Annotated in this window: 16 protein-coding genes and 3 pseudogenes; 14 read left to right on the top strand and 5 right to left on the bottom strand. The window is 67.2% G+C overall.

What is annotated here, in order from left to right; genetic code table 11:
- The first annotated feature begins 322 nt into the window (after window positions 1-322).
- The 3 genes and pseudogenes from OVA17_RS05335 to OVA17_RS05325 all read left to right on the top strand — a co-directional run bounded on the left by OVA17_RS05335 (window position 323) and on the right by OVA17_RS05325 (window position 2,902).
- Complete coding sequence (locus OVA17_RS05335) at window positions 323-736, top strand: nuclear transport factor 2 family protein (RefSeq protein ID WP_267788669.1); 414 nt, start codon at window positions 323-325, stop codon at window positions 734-736.
- 343 nt (window positions 737-1,079) lie between these two features.
- Window positions 1,080-2,270, top strand: a pseudogene (locus OVA17_RS05330) (CTP synthase); the annotation flags it as partial.
- On the top strand, window positions 2,267-2,902 hold the full coding sequence (locus tag OVA17_RS05325; protein ID WP_267788668.1) for an MBL fold metallo-hydrolase: 636 nt from the start codon (window positions 2,267-2,269) through the stop codon (window positions 2,900-2,902). The pseudogene OVA17_RS05330 and the gene OVA17_RS05325, both read left to right, overlap by 4 nt.
- A 269-nt stretch (window positions 2,903-3,171) precedes the next feature.
- Here OVA17_RS05325 and OVA17_RS05320 read toward each other — a convergent pair whose 3' ends face one another.
- Window positions 3,172-4,113 (bottom strand): aromatic alcohol reductase, encoded by a 942-nt coding sequence (locus OVA17_RS05320; RefSeq protein ID WP_267788666.1) that lies wholly within the window; start codon window positions 4,111-4,113, stop codon window positions 3,172-3,174.
- Here OVA17_RS05320 and OVA17_RS05315 point away from each other — a divergent pair.
- The gene (locus tag OVA17_RS05315; protein WP_267788664.1) at window positions 4,112-4,639 is read left to right on the top strand and encodes a MerR family transcriptional regulator; all 528 of its coding nucleotides are present in this window, start codon (window positions 4,112-4,114) and stop codon (window positions 4,637-4,639) included. The two genes, OVA17_RS05320 and OVA17_RS05315, sit on opposite strands and share 2 nt — an antisense overlap.
- A 134-nt stretch (window positions 4,640-4,773) precedes the next feature.
- Here OVA17_RS05315 and OVA17_RS05310 read toward each other — a convergent pair whose 3' ends face one another.
- A complete protein-coding gene (locus tag OVA17_RS05310) occupies window positions 4,774-5,892 on the bottom strand; it encodes an Ldh family oxidoreductase (RefSeq protein ID WP_267788662.1) in 1,119 nt (372 codons plus the stop codon).
- 73 nt (window positions 5,893-5,965) lie between these two features.
- On the opposite strand from OVA17_RS05310, the gene OVA17_RS05305 reads away from it, so the two are divergent.
- Window positions 5,966-6,274 carry a putative quinol monooxygenase gene (locus tag OVA17_RS05305; RefSeq protein WP_267788661.1) on the top strand — a complete coding sequence of 103 codons (309 nt, stop codon included), beginning with the start codon at window positions 5,966-5,968 and terminating at the stop codon, window positions 6,272-6,274.
- Here OVA17_RS05305 and OVA17_RS05300 read toward each other — a convergent pair.
- Window positions 6,271-6,972, bottom strand: coding sequence for a GntR family transcriptional regulator (locus OVA17_RS05300; protein WP_267788660.1), 702 nt, complete (start codon window positions 6,970-6,972; stop codon window positions 6,271-6,273). The two genes, OVA17_RS05305 and OVA17_RS05300, sit on opposite strands and share 4 nt — an antisense overlap.
- Window positions 6,973-7,062: 90 nt before the next feature.
- Between OVA17_RS05300 and OVA17_RS05295 the strand changes: the two genes are divergently transcribed.
- From OVA17_RS05295 to OVA17_RS05280, 4 genes and pseudogenes are all read left to right on the top strand, one after another.
- On the top strand, window positions 7,063-8,496 hold the full coding sequence (locus tag OVA17_RS05295) for a CitMHS family transporter (RefSeq protein WP_267788658.1): 1,434 nt from the start codon (window positions 7,063-7,065) through the stop codon (window positions 8,494-8,496).
- Between the two features lie 26 nt (window positions 8,497-8,522).
- The gene (locus OVA17_RS05290; protein WP_267788656.1) at window positions 8,523-9,926 is read left to right on the top strand and encodes an NAD-dependent succinate-semialdehyde dehydrogenase; all 1,404 of its coding nucleotides are present in this window, start codon (window positions 8,523-8,525) and stop codon (window positions 9,924-9,926) included.
- Between the two features lie 2 nt (window positions 9,927-9,928).
- A complete protein-coding gene (locus OVA17_RS05285) occupies window positions 9,929-10,669 on the top strand; it encodes a cupin domain-containing protein (RefSeq protein WP_267788655.1) in 741 nt (246 codons plus the stop codon).
- Between the two features lie 126 nt (window positions 10,670-10,795).
- Window positions 10,796-11,104: pseudogene (locus OVA17_RS05280) on the top strand (2-oxo acid dehydrogenase subunit E2); the annotation flags it as partial.
- A 33-nt stretch (window positions 11,105-11,137) separates the two neighbouring features.
- Here OVA17_RS05280 and OVA17_RS05275 read toward each other — a convergent pair.
- Window positions 11,138-12,577 carry an MFS transporter gene (locus OVA17_RS05275; protein WP_267788653.1) on the bottom strand — a complete coding sequence of 480 codons (1,440 nt, stop codon included), beginning with the start codon at window positions 12,575-12,577 and terminating at the stop codon, window positions 11,138-11,140.
- A 163-nt stretch (window positions 12,578-12,740) separates the two neighbouring features.
- Here OVA17_RS05275 and OVA17_RS05270 point away from each other — a divergent pair, with 163 nt between their 5' ends.
- Genes OVA17_RS05270 through OVA17_RS05260 form a run of 3 tightly spaced genes read left to right on the top strand, consistent with a single transcriptional unit; the run spans window position 12,741 to window position 15,321 of the window.
- The gene (locus tag OVA17_RS05270) at window positions 12,741-13,643 is read left to right on the top strand and encodes a MetQ/NlpA family ABC transporter substrate-binding protein (protein WP_267788652.1); all 903 of its coding nucleotides are present in this window, start codon (window positions 12,741-12,743) and stop codon (window positions 13,641-13,643) included.
- The gene (locus OVA17_RS05265; protein WP_267788650.1) at window positions 13,640-14,665 is read left to right on the top strand and encodes a methionine ABC transporter ATP-binding protein; all 1,026 of its coding nucleotides are present in this window, start codon (window positions 13,640-13,642) and stop codon (window positions 14,663-14,665) included. Before OVA17_RS05270 ends, OVA17_RS05265 begins: the two co-directional genes overlap by 4 nt.
- The gene (locus OVA17_RS05260; protein ID WP_103207710.1) at window positions 14,662-15,321 is read left to right on the top strand and encodes a methionine ABC transporter permease; all 660 of its coding nucleotides are present in this window, start codon (window positions 14,662-14,664) and stop codon (window positions 15,319-15,321) included. The genes OVA17_RS05265 and OVA17_RS05260 overlap by 4 nt, the downstream gene beginning before the upstream one ends.
- Before the next feature lie 408 nt (window positions 15,322-15,729).
- Here the strand turns inward: OVA17_RS05260 and OVA17_RS05255 are convergent, their stop codons facing one another.
- Window positions 15,730-16,143: a hypothetical protein gene (locus tag OVA17_RS05255; protein ID WP_267788649.1), complete on the bottom strand. Its 414-nt coding sequence runs from the start codon at window positions 16,141-16,143 to the stop codon at window positions 15,730-15,732.
- A gap of 151 nt (window positions 16,144-16,294) precedes the next feature.
- Here OVA17_RS05255 and OVA17_RS16410 point away from each other — a divergent pair.
- A pseudogene (locus tag OVA17_RS16410) lies at window positions 16,295-17,227 on the top strand (YncE family protein); the annotation flags it as partial.
- 30 nt (window positions 17,228-17,257) lie between these two features.
- Window positions 17,258-18,535, top strand: a complete 1,278-nt coding sequence (locus OVA17_RS05245; RefSeq protein ID WP_267788647.1) for a putative Ig domain-containing protein — start codon at window positions 17,258-17,260, stop codon at window positions 18,533-18,535.
- The last annotated feature ends 237 nt before the right edge of the window (window positions 18,536-18,772 follow it).

The following is an 18,772-nucleotide window of genomic DNA, read 5'->3' as shown; positions in this document are numbered from 1 at the left end:
CAGTTCGTGGCTGATACCTGAGGCGCCTTTCTGACGAGGGAATTCGCACCGGGCCCGCTCCTCAGGCGGCCGAGCGCGTCCTGGCCGACGAAGGTCTCGGGCCTCATCGACTTTGGTCGTCGAGAGTCGTGGCACTGGCGGTCGGCACGTCCCGTCCGCATTGGCACAGACCACATCATTCGCCGTGTGTCGTACGAACTTGCGACGGCGTTATGGCGTCGTCCACCCGTACGGGAGTTGGTTCGGGATCCCCCCTAGGGCAAGATCGGAGGAGAGGCCTGCTTTGGGCTCCTCATTCGCGATCACGAAATGAACCACGACGATGCTTCCTTCGTCTCACTCGCGCCTCGTCGAGGCATACCTAGAGGCGCTCTCTTCAGCGGACATAGACGCCGTGCTCGACTTGTTCACCCCGGATGGTGTCGTGAGTTCCCCTCTGTACGGTGAGCGCTCGGCACGAGACTTCTACCTCACCTTGTTCGCTGACACAGCTGCGTCCACGCTCACCCTTCGCCAGATCCTGATCAGCCCAGCGGCAGCGGCGCCAACCCTCGCGTTCTGGTTTGACTTCGATTGGACACTCGCGGACGGCACCCCCGCCCCATTTACCGTCGTCGACGTTGCTGAACTCGATCCTGATGGGCGCATCCGACACCTGCACATCATCTACGACACGTATCCGATCCGGTCCCTTTGGGATCAACAGCAGCGGGCGGGCACAGCCCCGACTCGTTGATGGCTCACAAACCGGAAGGGCAGGCGGACCGGAGCGTTGTCAGACGCAGCACCAATGTCCCCGTCGAGGTCAGTGAGCCCAGCGGCCGCGTTCAGGGGGCGGCTTGCGCGTAAACGAGCCGATTGAGAAGCAATGCGAGGGTTTGCTGTTCTTCGATAGTCCACCCGTCCACAGATGCTCGAACCATGTTGGTTGCCGCATCGCGCATCGCTGCGGCCGCGTCGTCCCCCTGCGTGGTGAGATGCACTGATCGAAACGCGCATGACTCGCGTAACGCTCGCCTCGGCGGAACACGTTCGAATGCTGCTCGACATGCCCCCAAGCAGAGGAGGAGCTTGACCCGGTGCGTCACGAGCTCGGTCGTGACAACGTCTTTTTCCTCCACATTTCCCTGCTGCCGTTCATCGGCGCATCGGGCGAGCAGAAAACCAAGCCGACGCAACACTCGGTCGCGCAGATGCGCTCACTCGGCATCCAACCTGACGCGCTCGTGCTTCGCAGCAACCGCCCGGTCAGCAAGTCGAACAAGACAAAGATCGCCTTGATGTGCGATGTCGAGGAGGGCGCCGTAATCAACGCCGTCGACGTCCCGTCGATCTACGACCTCCCCATGTTGCTGCACGAGCAGGGCCTCGACCAGGTGATCGTCGAAGCTCTGAGGCTCGACGCACACGGCATGGACTGGTCGGCGTGGAGACCGGTTCTCGACGCGGTACACGAGCCCGAGGGAGAGGTCACCATCGCCCTCGTCGGCAAATACATCGACCTCCCGGATGCCTACCTGTCCGTCACCGAAGCCCTGCGGGCCGGCGGCTTTCCGCACCGCACCACGGTGAAACTGAAATGGGTCGCGTCGGACGATTGCGCCACTCCTGAGGGCGCTGCGACGCAGCTCGGCGAGGTGGACGGCATCTGCGTGCCCGGCGGGTTCGGCGTGCGCGGGATCGAGGGGAAGCTCGGTGCGCTGACATTCGCTCGCGAGCAGGGCATCCCGACCCTCGGCCTGTGCCTCGGCCTGCAATGCATGGTCATCGAATACGCCCGACATGAAGCGGGGCTGCCGGAGGCCTCAAGCACCGAGTTCGATCCTGGGACCTCGACCCCGGTCGTCGCAACCATGGCGGCGCAGGTCGACATCATCACCTCCGGAGACCTCGGCGGCACAATGCGCCTCGGGCTTTTTCCCGCCTCTTTCGCGGAGGGCTCCCTCGCCGCAGACCTCTACGGCACCCGAGAAGCGTCCGAACGCCACCGCCATCGCTACGAGGTGAACAACACGTATCGAGATCAGATCGCGGACGCGGGGCTCCGCTTCTCCGGCACCTCGCCCGACGGCACCCTCGTCGAATACGTCGAACTCGACCGCACCGCGCACCCGTTCTACATCGGCACTCAAGCGCATCCCGAGCTGCGCTCTCGCCCGACAAACCCGCACCCGCTGTTCGCGGGGTTGGTCGGCGCTGCCATCACACGACACGCGGCGTCCAGGCTCTTCAGCAAGCACACCGATTCACAAAGACTCAAGCGCCCATGATTCTCCGCAAGCACACGCACCCGACCGTCGTCCTCGAGAAGGACGGCGCCTCGCTCCTCATCGACCCCGGGGTCTTCACGACGGACGCACCGGAACTCATCCGCGATGCGTCCGTAGTACTCATCACGCATGACCACCCGGACCACGCCGATGTCGATCTCCTCACCGCCGCCCTCGACAGCCAGCCGGATCTCAAGATCTGGGCTCCCCCCAGCGTCGCGAACCAGATCCCCCGACATGGTGACCGGATCCGGGTCGTCGAGCCCGGTGGCACAGGGGACGCCGCCGGCTTCCATATCTCTGTCGTCGGCGGTCGCCACGAGTCCATCCACCTCGACATGCCCGCGTCCGGCAACGTCGGTTACGTCATCGACCAGGACGTCTACCACCCCGGCGACTCCTATTACGTCCCCGAAGAGAACGTGACAACCCTCCTTGTGCCGCTCTCCGGCCCGTTCTCCCGGCTGGACAAGATCGTGGACTTCATCCGTGCCGCCCGCCCGACACGAGCGATCGCGATCCACGACGTACTGCTGACGGAGATGGGAAAGGAGTTCCTCGCACAGTTCATCACCCCGCTCGCCGGACTGGAACTCGCAGTCCTTCGCGACAACGACTCCGTCCAGATCTGACCACATCTCCGCAGCGGACGGGCTGCACGAGTGCAAAGCGTGAACAAAGCGTCTGGCCCGAGCCGGCTGATGTGCTCGTGCAAGTGCTGTGTTCGCCCCTGCTTCCGGTCGAGGGCACGGTGCAGGTGGACCAAAGAATCGGCGACTCCCGCCGAGTCGGCCACGATCGTCCGTTCGATGATCCATCGCCGTACGTGTGGACCCTTGAGCGGGCTTCGTGCTCGTGAGTCCACCGGGAGGGGCGGGCTCGCCTGTCGGGCGTTCTCGGGTCAGGCTGCGATGTTTTCCGCGATCCACTCACGGAGGGTTGTCGTCTTGATCTGCCGGCGAGCGTTGAATGTCTCGGCCTTCGGCCACGCGACGCCGCGCCCCTGCGCGAACGCTGCCCGGTACTTCCGGGTCATGTTGTCAGGGTCGGACGCAAGCTCCGCCATCAGCGTCGGCTCGGACCACACCCGCAGCTCGAACGGACGGTCGAGGATCGTTTCGAGGGTCTTCGCGAGCTGACCGTAGGTGATCGTGTCGCCGGCCACGTACACGATCTCGTCGCGGATGCGCGGCTCGGTGAAGACGATTTCCGCGGTCAGAGCGCCGATGTCTTCCGGGGTGGTGACAGTGACGGCGGTGTCCGCCGTGCCGAGGGCGTTCACGGTGTTGTTCGGCAGGTCGACCATTCCGGAGTCAGCGTCGAAGAGGTAGTTCATGAACATGCCGGTGGAGATGATCACCCACTCCATGTCGTGCTGAGAGCGGAGCAGGTCACGAACATCGAGCTGGGAATCGAAGATGTCTTGCGGGCTGCCGCGGCCGATGACGTCGAAGTCGACGCCGAACTGCCACGGGAAGTACCGCGGAAGTGCGGCTGCGAGTGCGGCCTGGGCAACCTTCATCGGGGTGTCGAGGCCTGCGGTGATACCGGTGCAGCCGATGACGGTGTCGTAGTCGCGGAAGATGGCGGCGAGGTCCTCGATGGTGCTCTCCACCAGGTCGCCGTGGACGATGCCGATGCCGAGCTGACGGATCTCGGCGACGTCGCGCTGCTTCGCCGGCGCCGTCGAGTTAATCGTGGTGTTCCGCAGCAGCACGTCGACCGAGGCGGCAGGTACGTCGGCGGCTCGGCGGACCACGTTGCGGAGGACAGGCATCCCGAGCTCCCCCGCCCCGATGACGAGGATCTTTCGTGACTGGCCGTCCCAGCTGCGCGTTGACATGTCTTCCTTCCTCTGGCTCCCGACGGTCGGGGCCGAGCACGAAGTGAAGGCTAAACTTTGCCATTACTGTCAAGGTCAAGTCGAGGCAGAAGAAGGGCGCAACACCATGAAGATCAGCGAGGCGGCGGACGCAATCGGGGCCCCCGCGCGCATGCTGCGGTACTACGAACAACAAGGCCTAATCGCGGCGTCACGTTCGTCGAACGGGTACCGGGACTACTCGCAAGAGCAGGTTGAGCACGCCCGCCATGTCCGCGCGCTGGTCGAAGCGGGCCTGTCCACCCGGATGATCAAGATCGTCTTGGACATCGAGACCCCTGGCCCGGCGAAACGATCAGAAGTGGGCGGGCGGGCATCTGCCGAGGAGCTCGCCCGGGAACTGCGGGTCGTGGAGAACCGCATCGTCTGCCTCGAAAAGAGCCGAGACGCTGTGATCTCATACCTCGAAGGCACGGGGTACGCGGACCTCCTCGCCAACGCGCGCCTCTCACGCGCGTCAGACGGCCCCGACCGGCCGACAACCTGACGGCGGTTCGAACTCATCACGCGCAAACGCCGCGTTTGCCGCGCGCCGAGAACACACGACCGTGTCGAGGTCGTGCGGGCGCGGTGGGTGTGCGCACGCTCGGATCATGTGACCTCCACGGCGGTCGGGGCGTCTTACAGGGGGAGCGCGACGCCCTGCTCGTCGGCCACCCGACGCAGGTCGAGCAGCGTCTGCTCGGGGAGGAGCAGACCGCCGGCATCGGCGACCGCTGCCGCGGCACGATCTTCGAGCTCGCCGGGGTAGAACACCTCGGAATGGCCCTGCGCGAGCGGTACCGACTTCGCCTCGTCGACGAGCGCGGCGACGCTGGCACGATAGTGCTCGATGTCCGCGGCGGTCTCGACGTCGATGGCGATGAACATGTGTCCGGCGCCGCTGCGCGCGGTCGGTTCGTAGGGTCCGTGCACGCCGGTGCCGACGGCGCTGCCGGTCAGGGCGCCCGAGAGCACGTCCATCATGAAGGTGATCGCGTACCCCTTGTGCCCGGCCATGGGCAGGATGACTCCGTGCACCGCTTCGGCGGCATCCGTCGTGCGTGCGCCTTCGGGGGTGAGCGCCCAGGTGTCGGGAATGGGCTCGCCCTTCTGGCGGGCCAGGTAGATCTTGCCGCGCGCGACGGCGGTGTTCGCGATGTCGACCGCGACGACTTTGTCGCCGTAGGGGGCGGCGATCGACCAGGGGTTCGTGCCGAGTCGCTTCTCGCGCCCGCCCCAGGGTGCCATGGCGGGCGAGGCGTTCGTGGTGAGGATGGCGGCGCAGCCGTCGTGCGCGGCGCGGCGGGTGAAGTACATCGCCGTGCCGAAGTGGTTGGAGTTGCGCACGCCCACGAGCCCGACGCCGTGCTGCTTCGCGCGACGCACGGCTTCGATGCGGGCGCGTTCGGTGAGCACTTGACCCATGCCGTCGTGGCCGTCGAGGATGAGCATCGCGCCGGTGTCGACGACGGTCGTGGGTTCGGCGACCGGGCGCATGGCGCCGGTGCGGAGTCGCTCGAGGTACCACGGCAGCCGCAGGACGCCGTGCGACTGGTGACCCCACTCGTCGGCGGCGACGAGGGAGTCGGCCACGAGCTCCGCGTCGGCGCGGGGGACGTCGACGCTCTCGAAGACGTCGCGCGTGAACGCGCGCAGTGCCGTCGGGTCGACGCGCGTCGTCTCGGATGCCGCGGCGGGGGACGCCGTGGAATCGGGCGTCGCGGTGAGCGTATCGGGATGCGCAGGCTGAGCAACCATGGTCTGCCTTTCGGAAGCGGTGTACACCTACAGGTATACACTACGACGCGATCATCATCTCCAAGGAGGAGCTATGCACGCCGTCTGGGTCGAACTGGAAGTGCTTCCGGGAAAGGTGGAGGAGTTCCGTCGCGCGATCGCGGCGAATGCGGAGGCGACCGTACGCGATGAGCCCGGGTGCTTCTCGTTCGATGTGATCGAACTCGACCCTGAGCGCCGGCGCTTCGCGTTCTACGAGATCTACCGCGATCGTGACGCCTTCGTCGTCGAGCACCGGAGCGCGGCACACTACGGCGCGTGGAAAGCGGCCGTCGCCGAGACCGTGGTGCCGGGCTCGCAGACCATCACCGAAGGCCGGCGCCTATTCGCCGAGCGCGCTTAGGAGACCAGGATCTCTCCGGCTTCGCCCCCCAGGAGTTGCCGGAAGATCGCCTGGTCGACGTGATGCAGGTGCGTCGTCATCGCCGCGGCGGCGGCATCGGGGTTCCCGTCGATGATGGCGGTGCACATCGCGATGTGCTCGTTCACCGACTCCTGCAGGCGAGACCGGTCGCTGTGCGCGATATAGCGCAGCCGGGCGCTGTGCGGACGCAGATCCGCGATGGCGCGGGCGAGGTAGCTGTTGGGCGTGTGGAGGGCGACGATGCGGTCGAACTCCGCCGTCGCTCGACGGAACTGCTCCGCGAACGTCTCGTCGTAAGGGACCCCGCGCATCGCGTGGAAGGTGTCGAGGAGGGCGAGGAGGTCGTCCCGCAGAGCGGGGTTCGTCTCGGCCTTGTGCGCCACCGCCCGCACGGCCTCGGGCTCGATGAGCCGACGGAAGTCGAACAGCGCGCGTGCTCCGCGCAGCGAGATTCGGGACACCGTGGGGGCGCGCCGCGGCTCGAGGTCCACGAGCCCTTCGGCGGCGAGGCGGCGGATGGCCTCGCGTACCGGCGTGCGCGAGGCGCCGGTGTGCGTCGAGAGCTCGATCTCCGACAGGGCCTGGCCCGGCGCGAACACGCCCGTCTCGATGTCGTGGCGAAGCTGCGCGTACGCCCTGTCGGCTTTTCCCCGCCAGGCGCCCATTGCTTCGACCATGCAAACAGCATAGTTGTCTAATGGGTATACCCACGTGTATAACTCTTAGGGGTGGCACCGCCGCCGCCCCCCTCATTCGAAGGAGCGACGATGCTCGTAGTACTCGGCTTCGCGATGATCGCGGTGTTCATGACGCTGGTCATGACCAAGCGCGCCACGCCCATAGCCACGCTGATCCTCGTGCCGATCATCTTCGGGCTGTTCACCGGCGCGGGCCTCGGCCTGAGCGACATGATCATCGAGTCGTTCCTCAAGTTGGCGCCGACCGCCGGGTTGCTGTTCTTCGCGATCATGTTCTTCGGCACGATGATCGACGTCGGGCTGTTCGACCCGCTGATCCGCCTCATCCTGCGCTTCGTGGGCAACCACCCCACCCGACTGGTGGTGGGCACCGCGCTTCTGACGTCCATCGTGTCGCTCGATGGCGACGGATCGACGACGTTCATCATCGTGACCTCGGCGTTCCTGCCGATCTACCTGCGTCTCGGCATGAGTCCGGTGATCCTCACCGTGGTGGCCGCGATGTCGAACGGTGTGCTCAACACCGTGCCGTGGGGCGGGTCGACGGCGCGGGCGGCCGCTGCGTTGAACGTGTCGCCCATCGATATCTTCGTGCCGATGATCCCCTCGATCGCGGCGGGCATCGGGGCTGTCCTGGTCCTGGCCTACCTGATGGGCCGCTCCGAGACGAAGCGTCTCGGCCGTCTCGAGCTGACCGAGTCCCCGGGCTTCCTCCGGCGAGCGGATGCCGTGAGCGAGGAGATCCAGGCCGGTTCCTCGCGTCGGTTCCGCGACCGCAGCGCTCAGGAGAACGCCGCTCCGGCGTGGAACTCCTCGGTGGTCGTCACCAACAACTTCGCCGTTCCGGTCGACGATGAGGGCAAGAACATCCTGGACCGGCCCAACGCCCGTCCGAAGCTCATCTGGTTCAACCTGGCGCTGACCCTGGCCGTGATGACGGTTCTCGTCATGGACATCACCGAGCCGGTCGTCATCTTCCTCGTCGCCGCCGCCCTCGCCCTGGTGGTCAACTTCCCGCGCATCCAGGAACAGTCCGCGCAGATCAAGGCGCACGCCTCGTCGATCGTGTCCGTCGTCGGAATGGTCTTCGCCGCTTCCGTGCTCACCGGTGTCATGAGCGGCACCGGCATGGTCGAGGCGATGGCCGCTTGGCTGGTGAGCGTCATCCCGCCCGTGCTCGGACCTTTCATGGCCGTGATCGCCGGCATCCTGAGCATTCCGTTGACCTTCATCATGACCAACGACGCGTTCTACTTCGGGGTGCTGCCCATCCTCGCCGAGACCGCCGGGCACTTCGGTATCGAACCGGTCGAGATGGCGCGTGCGTCTCTCGTGGGTCAGGCCCTGCACCAGTCGAGCCCGCTGGTGGCGTCGTTCCTGCTGCTCATCGGTCTCGCGAATGTCAACCTCGGAGAGCACTTCAAGAAGGTGATCTGGCGCGGCACCATCGTCGCGCTGGTCATGCTCGCCGTCGGCGGCTTCATCGCCTACCCCCTCTTCTGAGCCCTCTCATCACAGAAAGGCACCCCATGGCCATTACCTCGGTGAACCCCGCGACCGAAGAGGTCGTCGCATCCTTCGAACTGCACACCCCCGACGAGGTCGAGCAGAAGTTGGCCGCGGCCGCTGTCGCTCAGCGCGCATGGCGCCGCGAGCCAATCGAGGTGCGCACGGCGTTGCTGACCCGCATCGCCGAGGTTCTGCGCGCGGGCAGTGAGGAATACGCCCAGATCATCACGCGCGAGATGGGCAAGCCCATCGCCGAGTCGCGGGCAGAGATCGAGAAGTGCGCGGTCACGCTGGACTACTACGCCGCGCACGCGCCGAAGTTCCTCGCCGACGAGCGGGTGGAGTCGAACGCGACCGAGAGTGCCGTGGTGTTCGACCCGCTGGGGGTGGTGCTGGCGATCATGCCGTGGAACTACCCGTTCTGGCAGTTCTTCCGCTTCGCCGCTCCCGCGCTGGCGGCCGGGAACGCGCCGTTCCTCAAGCACGCCAACAACGTGCCCGAGGCGGCCCTCGCGGTCGAGGAGATCGTGCGCAAGGCCGGCGCCCCCGAGGGCCTGTGCACGACCGTGCTCATCGACGCCCGAGACGTGAAGGCGCTGATCGACGACGACCGCATCGCCGCGGTCACCCTGACGGGCTCGACGCAGGTGGGCCGGATCGTGGCGTCGCAGGCGGGCACGGCGTTGAAGAAGCAGGTGCTCGAACTCGGCGGGTCGGACCCCTTCATCGTCCTCGCCGACGCCGACATCGCCGAGGCGGCGAAGGTGGCGGTGAAGGCGCGCTTCACCAACGTCGGTCAGAGCTGCGTGAACGCCAAGCGATTCATCGTCGAGGAGGCGGTGGCCGACGCGTTCGTCGCGGCCTTCGTCGAGCACGCGTCGGCGTTGAAGGTCGGCGACCCGATGGAGGACGACACGAACATCGGGCCGATGGCGCGGGCGAACCTGCGCGACGACCTGCATCAGCAGGTGCTGCGGACCCTCGAGAACGAGAACACCGTGCTCAAGCTCGGCGGGGCGCCGGTCGACGGCCCCGGGTTCTACTACCCGCCCACGGTCATCGACCACCTCCGCCCGGGTGACACCGCGTTCGAGGAAGAGACGTTCGGGCCCGTCGCGGCGATCATCCGCGCCCGCGACACGGCGCACGCGATCGAGCTGGCCAACGACACCGAGTACGGCCTCGGCGCCGCGCTGTGGACCGGCGACCTCGACCGGGCGCGCCGGCTGACGCGCGAGATCGACGCGGGAGCGGTGTTCGTCAACGGCATGGTCGCCTCCGACGCGCGTCTGCCGTTCGGCGGCATCAAGGCGTCCGGCTACGGCCGCGAGCTCGGCGTCTACGGGCTGCGGGAGTTCGTCAACGTCAAGACCGTGTGGATCGGCCCCGCGAAGACCGCCCCGGCCGCAACGATCGGCGAGTGACCATGAGCATCGAGAGCATCACCTCCCAGCCCGCGCACGTCTTCCGCCCCGAGGAGCTTCCCTCGAAGAACCGCGGCGGCGGTGCGCGAACGATCCCGCTCGTCACCGCCGCACGGGGCGCGACGACCTACCTCAACGGCGTCACCATCTTCGAGCCCGGTGCCGCCATCGGCCACCACACGCACAACGTCGCCGAGTCGGTCATGGTCATCGCCGGCAGCGCCGTCGTCGACATCGACGGGGAGCGCACCGCGCTGAACACGTTCGACACCACGTTCGTGCCCGCCAACGTCGCCCACCACTTCGAGAACGCCTCCGACACGGAGGAGATGCGGATCTTCTGGACCTACGGGTCGCTCGACGCCACCCGCACCCTCACCGCATCCGGGGAGCACGGAAGAGTGGATGCCGAGTCCGCCGACGCCACGGGCGGCTCGGTGCGGATGGTGACGGAGATGGCGACCATCGCCGTCCTCCCCGGCCACGAGCAGGACTTCGAGGCCGCGGTGGCGCAGGCCGTCCCCCTGTTCCAGCGGGCGCACGGGGCGCGGACGCTGCGGCTGGAGTCCTCGGAGGAGAACTCGCAGACCTACCGGCTCTTCGTGGGGTGGGAGAGCGTCCACGACCACGTCGAAACCTTCCGCACCTCTGACGCCTTCCCCCTCTGGCGCGAACTCATCGAACCCCACATCGACGGCCCCCTCCGGGTCGAGCACCTGCGCAACGTCCTGACCGCCTTCTAGCCGAGCCCGCGTGCCGCGTCACCGTTCTGGGTGGCGCGGCGCAGGGCGGGGTCCCTCGGGCGCGGGGGAACCACGTCGAAAGACGGGGAGTGTCGAATCCAGGTTTACCGACGCGGCCAGACGAGCCTCACGATCACCGCGCGTGAGGGCAAGGCGAGCCCCGCGGATCGAACCGGCAGCGCGTTCACGACGACGAACATCGGCGTGTTCGGAGTGGATGCCGGGACCCCGATCATCAACCCCGGCAAGGCCGGCATCATCGCGCTCGGCGCGATCCGCCAGAAGCCGTGGGTCGTCGACGGCGAGGTGCGGCCCCGCTGGGTGACCACGGTCTCGGGCTCGTTCGATCATCGCGTGGTCGACGGCGACGGGATCTCGCGGTTCATCGCGGACGTGGCATCCGTGCTCGAGGAGCCGGCGCTGCTGCTGGACTGAGCGGCGCGCGCCACTGCCGACGCGCAGCGATGATCAGGGCAGCGACGGCCGCTTCTCGACCGGCGTCGACCGCGTGGGGATCAGCAGGGCCAGCACGAGCGCGATGGCCGCGGCCCCGATGCCCATCAGGAACGACACCTGGAACGCCTGCGAGGTCGGGACGCGCGTCTCGCCCGAGCCGGTCGACAGCGTCGCGAGCACGACGCCGACGATCGCGGCGGCGGTGCTCGTCCCGAGGGAACGCGCGAGGGCGTTGAGGCCGTTCGAGGCTCCGGTCTCGCTCGGCGGAACGGCGCGCATGATGAGCATGGGCATGGCGGCGTACCCGAACCCGATGCCGAAGCCGATCAGGATGTTCGCGACGACGAAGTGCCAGACCTCGGTCGAGAAGATCAGGCTGAAACCGTAGGCGAGGATGAGCGAGATCGAGCCGGCCACGAGCAGCACACGGGGTCCGATCGTCCGGGCCAGGGTGCCCGAGATCGGCGAGAGCACCATCATCACCAGGCCCGAGGGCATGACCACGAGGCTCGCGGCCAGCAGTGACAGGCCGAGTCCGACGCCGGTCGCGACAGGAAGCTCGAGCATCTGCGGGTATGCGACGTTCGAGGTGAAGAGGGCGAAGCCCATGGCGACGGATGCCAGGTTGGTGAGCAGCACGGGGCGGCGCGCGGCGACGCGGAGGTCGAGCAGCGGGTTCTCGACGCGCAGCTCGTACCAGCCCCACACGAGCAGAACGAGGATGCCGCCGATGGCGAGGCCGAGCGTCAGCGGCGAGGTCCAGCCCCACGAGTTGCCACGCGAGACCGCGAGCAGCACGCCGATCAGGCCGATCGCGAGGGCGACGGCGCCGAGGTAGTCGAAGCGCCCGGCGGTGCGCAGCACGCTGACGGGGACGATCCACAGGATCAGCACGAAGACGACCGCGCCGAGGGCTCCGGCGATCCAGAACAGCCAGTGCCAGTCGGTGTTCTCGGCCACGAGGGCGCTGATCGGCAGCCCCAGGGCGCCGCCGACGCCGAGGGTCGCGCTCATGAGGGCGATCGCGCTGTCGACGCGGTTCTCGTGCAGCACGTCGCGCATGATCGAGATGCCCAGCGGCACGACGCCGACCACGGCGCCCTGCAGCGCGCGGCCGATGATCATGCCGATGATCCCGGTCGACAGCGCCGCCACGACCGAGCCGAGCATCATCACGACCAGCAGGACGAGCACGATGCGGCGCTTGCCGTACATGTCGCCCAGGCGGCCCGCGATGGGAGTGATGACGGCGGCGGCGAGCAGCGTCGAGGTCACGACCCAGGCGGTGTCGTCACGCGAGGCGTTCAGCAGCTGCGGCAGCTGCGACTGGATCGGCACCACGAGGGTGAACATGAACGACGAACACAGGCCCGCGAGGGCCAGGATCGCGACGACCAGACCCTGAGGGCTGTTCCGGGATAATCTCTTACGCGCGTTTTCATCCCGTGACATCACTGTCCAGGCTACGCCTCCGCCGTGAGCCCGCGGGTCGATGAGGCGTGCGATCATCGCCGATGCCTCGGCATCCACCCAATCGATTACTCCGCGTGACAGCCCGTTACCGGTCGTAACGCCTCGAATTCCGATCCCGGATGCCACGTGCTGACGTGGTCTCATGACTACTCGCCGCACCGCACGCCTGGCCACGATCCTCAGTGCTTCCGCCGCTGCCCTGATGCTGACCCTCACCGGTTGCGCCGGGGGTGCGGCATCCGGAGACGACTCCTCGCGCATCGTCCTCGGCGCCGACGACGGCAACGAGGCGCACTGGACGGTGCTGAAGCAGAAGCTCGCCGACGAGGGCATCGACCTCGAGGTGCGCACCATCAACGACGGCGTGCAGCTCAACCAGGGCGTGCAGGACGGCGAGCTCGACGGAAACCTCTTCCAGCACCTCATCTACCTGTCGCAGTTCAACGTCGAGAACAACGGCTCGCTCGTGCCGGTCGGCGCGACCGCCGTCTACCCGCTCGCGCTGTACTCCGAGCAGTACACCGACGTGAAGGACCTGCCCGAGGGAGCGAAGGTCGCGATCCCCAACAACCCGACGAACCTCACCCGCGGCCTGCTCAACCTGCAGACGGCGGGGCTGCTCACGCTCAAGGACGGCGGCAACGCCTTCTCGACGCCGGCCGACATCGTCTCGACGAAGGTCGAGCTGCTGCCCGTCGACACCAACCAGACCGTGACCGCGCTCAAGGACGGTAGCGCCCAGGCGGCGATCGTCAACAACACGCAGGCGCAGAAGGGCGGGCTCGGCGACGAGCTCATCATCTTCAAGGAAGATCTGAACAACCCGCAGCTCGCCCCTTACATCAACGCCTTCGTCACGCGCGATGACAAGAAGGACGACCCGCGCTGGGCCAAGGTCGTCGACGCGTACCACTCCGCCGAGGTCGAGGCCGCGGTCACCGAGCTGAACCAGGGCAACCTGCAGTTCAAGACCGAGTGGACCGGCGCGCAGCTGCAGGACGAGCTGACGAGCCTCGAAGACGCCCTCAAGGCCCAGAAGGGATGACCGCGGTCATCGAGCTGCGGGGCGTCACCAAGAGCTTCCGCACCGATCGCCGCACCTCCACCACCGCCGTCGATGACGTGTCGTTGACGGTGGAGGAGGGGTCGATCGTCGGGGTGATCGGTTACTCCGGTGCCGGCAAGTCGACCCTCGTGCGGCTGCTCAACGGTCTCGAGCAACCCACGTCGGGCACCGTCGAGGTGCTCGGAGTCAACGTGGGCGATGCCACCGAGGCGAAACTGCGCGACCTTCGGCGCCGCGTGGGCATGATCTTCCAGCAGTTCAACCTCTTCACCTCGCGCACCGTCGCGGCCAACGTCGCGTACCCGCTCAAGGTGGCGGGTTGGAAGAAGGCCGACCGTGACAAGCGCGTCGCCGAGTTGCTCGACTTCGTCGGTATCGGCGACAAGGCGAAGCAGTACCCGCGACGCCTGTCGGGCGGGCAGAAGCAGCGCGTCGGCATCGCCCGCGCGATCGCGACCGACCCGCGTATCCTGCTCGCCGACGAGGCGACGAGCGCCCTCGACCCGCAGACCACGGCCGAGGTGCTCGACCTGCTGCGCGAGATCAACCGGCGCCTGGGCATCACGATCGTCGTCATCACGCACCAGATCTCGATCGTGCACGAGCTGTGCGACCAGGTGATCGTGATGGACGGCGGCCGCGTCGTCGACAGCGGCGACACCTACCGCGTGTTCGCGCACCCCCGGGCCGACCTCACCAAGCGCTTCGTCGCGGCGGTGACCCAGGGCGTGCCCTCGGGTGAGGCGCTGGCGGCCCTCGCCGCCGGCGGGGGAGAGCTGGTCAGCGTCGAGGTCAACGAGTTCTCGAGCGAAGACGTCTCGAACGTCTTCCACCGCCACGGTGTGCGCCACTCCGTCGTCTACGGCGGGGTGACCGACGTGCTCGGGCGGCAGCTCGGCACGCTGACGTACCGCGTGCACGCGGACGACCTCGACACCGTCGTGGCCGAACTGCGCGCACACACCGACGTCGTTCTGCCGGCACAGGAGGTGCGCTCGTGAACAAGTGGGACACCCTCACCCCGGTGCTGATCCAGTCGATCGGCGAGACCGTCTACATGGTCGCCGTGTCGTTGCTGATCTCTGGCGTCGCGGGCCTGGTCATCGGCGCGCTGCTGTACGCCACGCGGCCGGGCAACCTGTTCGAGAACCGCGTGGTCTTCGCCGTCGCGAACCTCGTGATCAACCTCATCCGCCCGATCCCCTTCATCATCTTCCTCACCGCCGTGGCTCCGGTCACGCGCGCGGTGACGGGGACGACCCTGGGGACGGATGCCGCGATCGTCCCCATCACGATCATGGCCACGGTCGTGATCGCCCGCGTCGTCGAACAGAACCTCGTGGCGGTCGACCCGGGCACCGTCGAGGCGGCTCGGGCCGTGGGTGCGCGCCGCATCGGCGTGCTGTTCGGCGTCGTCATCCCCGAGGCGCTGGCCCCGCTGATCCTCGGCTACACGTTCATGTTCATCGCGGTCGTCGACATGTCGGCCATGGCCGGCTACATCGGCGGCGGCGGCCTCGGAAACTTCGCGATCATCTACGGCTACCAGCAGTTCAACCAGCAGGCGACGTGGGTGACCGTGGCGATCATCGTCGTCATCGTGCAGGCGGGGCAGCTGATCGGCAACGCGCTCGCGCACCGCATCCTGCGTCGCTGACGCGGATCGGCTCGCGCGGCGCTCGCGCCGCGGCATCCCGTCGATTGCCCACCACGCGCCGCGTCGCCGCACGGCGAGGCGGCGCGTGGCGGACACACGACACGGGATGCCGGGACTCGGCGCGCGTATTCGTCGTCCGGCGGTCGAGGTCACGGTCGGTGGCTCTCCCGCCCTCCGCTGTGAGACCCATCGTCTCGTGCGGCGCGGTGGGGGAGCCGCGTCGGGGGCTACGACGTTCCCGTCGCAACGGCGCGATGGGAGGAAGTCGACTGCCATCGTGTGGCTTGCCGACGTCCACACACCATTTCGATCCGTTCAACACCTTTTGGTACCGTTTAATGACCCTCTCGCCATTCCGCGGTTTCCCGAAGCCTCCGCTGGAGCGGTGAGGGGTGGGTGCACTCGTGTTCAGTCACCGCAGTCGATGGGTTCAGATGAGAGGTCGAACGGGATGTCTGTGAAATTGAGGTGGGGGCGGTCGTTGGCGGCCGGGGTGCTCGTGGGGGTGCTGGTGTTGACTGTTCCGACGACGGCGAGCGCAGCGCAGGTAACCAGCGTCCCGGTCGGCAAAGGGCCGTTGTCGGTGGCGGTGTCCACAGATGGGGCTGCGGCATACACCGCCAACTTCGATGACCAGACGGTGTCGCGGATTACGAACCTGACAGCGGCGACTCCGAGTGTCGTGAGCATCCCCCTCGGTGTGAGGCCCCGCTCGGTGGCGGTCTCTCCGGGCGGGGATGTGGTTTTTACGGCTAATCCCGATGCGAACACGGTGTCACGGATCACCAATCTGACGGCGGCGACGCCTACCGTGACGAGCATCGCGCTCGGCGAGAGTCCTTATTCGGTGGCTGTGTCCCCCGATGGGTCTACCGTCTACACCGCCAACGTGCGCACCAGCACTGTGTCGCGCATTACGAATCTGACTGCGGCGACCCCCACGGTCACCAGCATTGCAGTGGGTAGAGGTGTGATGTCTCTGGTGGTTTCCCCCGACGGAGCTACTGTCTATACGGCCGACGGCCGCGATAACGCGGTGTCGCGAATAACAAACCTGACTTCGGCGAACCCGACGGTGGCTCACATTCCGATCGGCTCGAGCGTCGACGCCGTGGCGGTATCCCCTGATGGGGCGACTCTGTACGCCGTCAGCCCCGCGACGTTGCATCGGATGACAAACCTGACTGCCGTGACCCCGACCGTGAGCAGCATCCCTATCGGCGTCCAGGCGACGTCGTTGGCGGTCTCACCCGACGGAACGACGGTCTACACCGCTAATCCCTTCCTCAACACGTCGACGCAAATCACGAACCCGACCAGCGCGACCCCCACCGTGACCAGCATCGGCGTCGGCCGCTACCCCCAGTCCGTCGCGGTGTCCCCGGACGGGTCCGCTTTCTACACCGCGGATTACTCGGACAATGCGGTGTCGCGGGTTTCGTTGACCGCCGCACCAGCGTTCACGGCGGCCGCGCCGCCCGCAGCAACGGCAGGATCGGCGTACTTGTACACGTTCACCGCGTCGGGGACTCCCGCCCCGACCTTCGCGGTGGCGGCGGATGACATTCTCCCCGCCGGGCTGACCCTCGATGCCACCACTGGTGAACTCTCGGGTACTCCCACCACTGCCAGGACCAGCACGTTTCGAGTCGTTGCGAAGAACTCCGTGGGTGAGGTCACGTCGGATCCGATCTCTTTCACCGTCCGTGAAAAGCCGGTGTTCACAGCGGCGGCACCGCCCGCAGCGGAGGTGAACTCGGCGTACTCGTACACGTTCACTGCGTCGGGTTTCCCTGCTCCGTCGTTCTCGGTGGCGACGGGTGACACTCTCCCTGCCGGGTTGTCGTTGGATGCCACGACGGGTGAGCTCTCGGGTACACCCGCTGCGGCCGGATCGACCACGTTCCGGGTGGTCGCAGAGAACTCTGCCGGTGAGGTGACATCGGGTCCGATCACGCTTGTCGTTCAAGAGGCGCCGGTCTTCACCGCGGCTGAGCCGCCCGTAGCGGCGGTGCGGACGGCGTACTCGTACAGTTTCACGGCGTCCGGCACCCCGACACCGACCTACCGCGTCGAGGCGGGTGACACTCTCCCCGTTGGACTGACGTTGGACGCCACCACGGGCGAGCTCTCGGGTACACCCGCTGCGGCCGGAACGACCACGTTCCGGGTGACCGCGGAGAATTCCGCCGGGGAGGTGACATCGGATCCGATCACCTTCATCGTCCAAGAGGCGCCGACCTTCATCGACGCCACGCCGCCGGCGGCGGTGGCGGGCGCGGAGTATTCGTACTTCTTCGGCGCATCGGGTTACCCCGAGCCGACATACAGCCTGGAGGCGGGAGATTCTCTCCCCGCGGGCCTCACGTTGTATCCCGCGACCGGCGAGCTCGCGGGCATCCCCACGACGGCGGGCACGAGCACGTTCCGACTTGTCGCGACGAACGCTGCAGGCAAGGTGACGTCGGACCTGATCACATTCACCGTGCAGGATGACCCGGCGTTCACGGCGGCGACTCCTCCTGCGGCGGTCGAAGGGTCGGCGTATTCGTACACGTTCGCCGCGTCCGGTGTCCCTGCACCGACCTTCAGCCTGGCGACGGGGGACGCTCTCCCGGCCGGTTTGACGTTGAACGCGACGACCGGTGAGCTTTCGGGCACACCCACCACTGCAGGGACGAGCACGTTCCGGGTGGTCGCAACCAACGCCGCGGGTTCCGACACGTCGGATCCGATCACGTTCACCGTGCAGGCGTCGCCGGTGTTCACCGCGGATGCGGCGCCGACAGCGACGGTGGGGACGGCGTACTCGTACACCTTCACTGCCACGGGCACTCCTGCTCCGACGTTCAGCCTGATGACCGGTGACGCTCTTCCTGCGGGGTTCACCTTGAACGCGAAGACGGGTGAATTGTCCGGCACGCCCACGACCGCGGGCTCGAGCACGTTCCGAATCGTTGCGGCGAACGCTGTGGGGACCGTGACCTCGGATCCGATCACGTTCGTCGTGAGGCCGGCTCCTGCCCCCTCTCCGTCGCCCACGCCCTCGGCGGTAGCAGACAGCTCCGCGGTCTCGCCGGCTGCCGCACTGGCGGTCACCGGCATGGCGGGAGTATCGGTCGCCTTCACCCTCGCGGTGATCCTCGTCGCCGCGGGCATCGTGGTCCTTTTCACCCGCCGACGTCGCCGCAAGAACAACAACCCCACGCCGTAAAAGCCCCTGTGGCAACCGGCCCCGACAGGAGGGGCCAGCCCGCGGGCTGGCCCCTCCTCCATCGTTGATGTCGAGCTCGTCAGCGTGCAGAGGCGGAGGAGCGACCGACCTATGTGAACTGACGGGTAGCGGGAGACGGCGTCTGCGGCGGCCGCTCCCAGAACCACGCGATGCGATCCCCGACGCGACCCGAGGCTGAGAACCTCGTATGCGCTACGCTCTGAGTTTGAGAACGAT

Source organism: Microbacterium sp. SL75 (assembly GCF_026625865.1).
Taxonomy (GTDB): domain Bacteria; phylum Actinomycetota; class Actinomycetes; order Actinomycetales; family Microbacteriaceae; genus Microbacterium.
The sequence above is the reverse complement of the archived record's forward strand: the minus strand, read 5'-3'. Positions and strand labels throughout refer to the sequence as shown.

Coding starts and splice junctions, on each gene's coding strand:
- OVA17_RS05265 (WP_267788650.1), top strand. CDS start 13,640: ATGACCGCGGTCATCGAGCTGCGGGGCGTCACCAAGAGCTTCCGCACC.
- OVA17_RS05255 (WP_267788649.1), bottom strand. CDS start 16,143: ATGCTCGTCACGGTAGGCGTCGCCGCCGTCAGATTGGTGATCCGTGAC.
- OVA17_RS05315 (WP_267788664.1), top strand. CDS start 4,112: ATGTCTTCCTTCCTCTGGCTCCCGACGGTCGGGGCCGAGCACGAAGTG.
- OVA17_RS05305 (WP_267788661.1), top strand. CDS start 5,966: ATGCACGCCGTCTGGGTCGAACTGGAAGTGCTTCCGGGAAAGGTGGAG.
- OVA17_RS05285 (WP_267788655.1), top strand. CDS start 9,929: ATGAGCATCGAGAGCATCACCTCCCAGCCCGCGCACGTCTTCCGCCCC.
- OVA17_RS05335 (WP_267788669.1), top strand. CDS start 323: ATGCTTCCTTCGTCTCACTCGCGCCTCGTCGAGGCATACCTAGAGGCG.
- OVA17_RS05325 (WP_267788668.1), top strand. CDS start 2,267: ATGATTCTCCGCAAGCACACGCACCCGACCGTCGTCCTCGAGAAGGAC.
- OVA17_RS05295 (WP_267788658.1), top strand. CDS start 7,063: ATGCTCGTAGTACTCGGCTTCGCGATGATCGCGGTGTTCATGACGCTG.
- OVA17_RS05275 (WP_267788653.1), bottom strand. CDS start 12,577: ATGTCACGGGATGAAAACGCGCGTAAGAGATTATCCCGGAACAGCCCT.
- OVA17_RS05300 (WP_267788660.1), bottom strand. CDS start 6,972: ATGGTCGAAGCAATGGGCGCCTGGCGGGGAAAAGCCGACAGGGCGTAC.
- OVA17_RS05270 (WP_267788652.1), top strand. CDS start 12,741: ATGACTACTCGCCGCACCGCACGCCTGGCCACGATCCTCAGTGCTTCC.
- OVA17_RS05310 (WP_267788662.1), bottom strand. CDS start 5,892: ATGGTTGCTCAGCCTGCGCATCCCGATACGCTCACCGCGACGCCCGAT.
- OVA17_RS05290 (WP_267788656.1), top strand. CDS start 8,523: ATGGCCATTACCTCGGTGAACCCCGCGACCGAAGAGGTCGTCGCATCC.
- OVA17_RS05320 (WP_267788666.1), bottom strand. CDS start 4,113: ATGTCAACGCGCAGCTGGGACGGCCAGTCACGAAAGATCCTCGTCATC.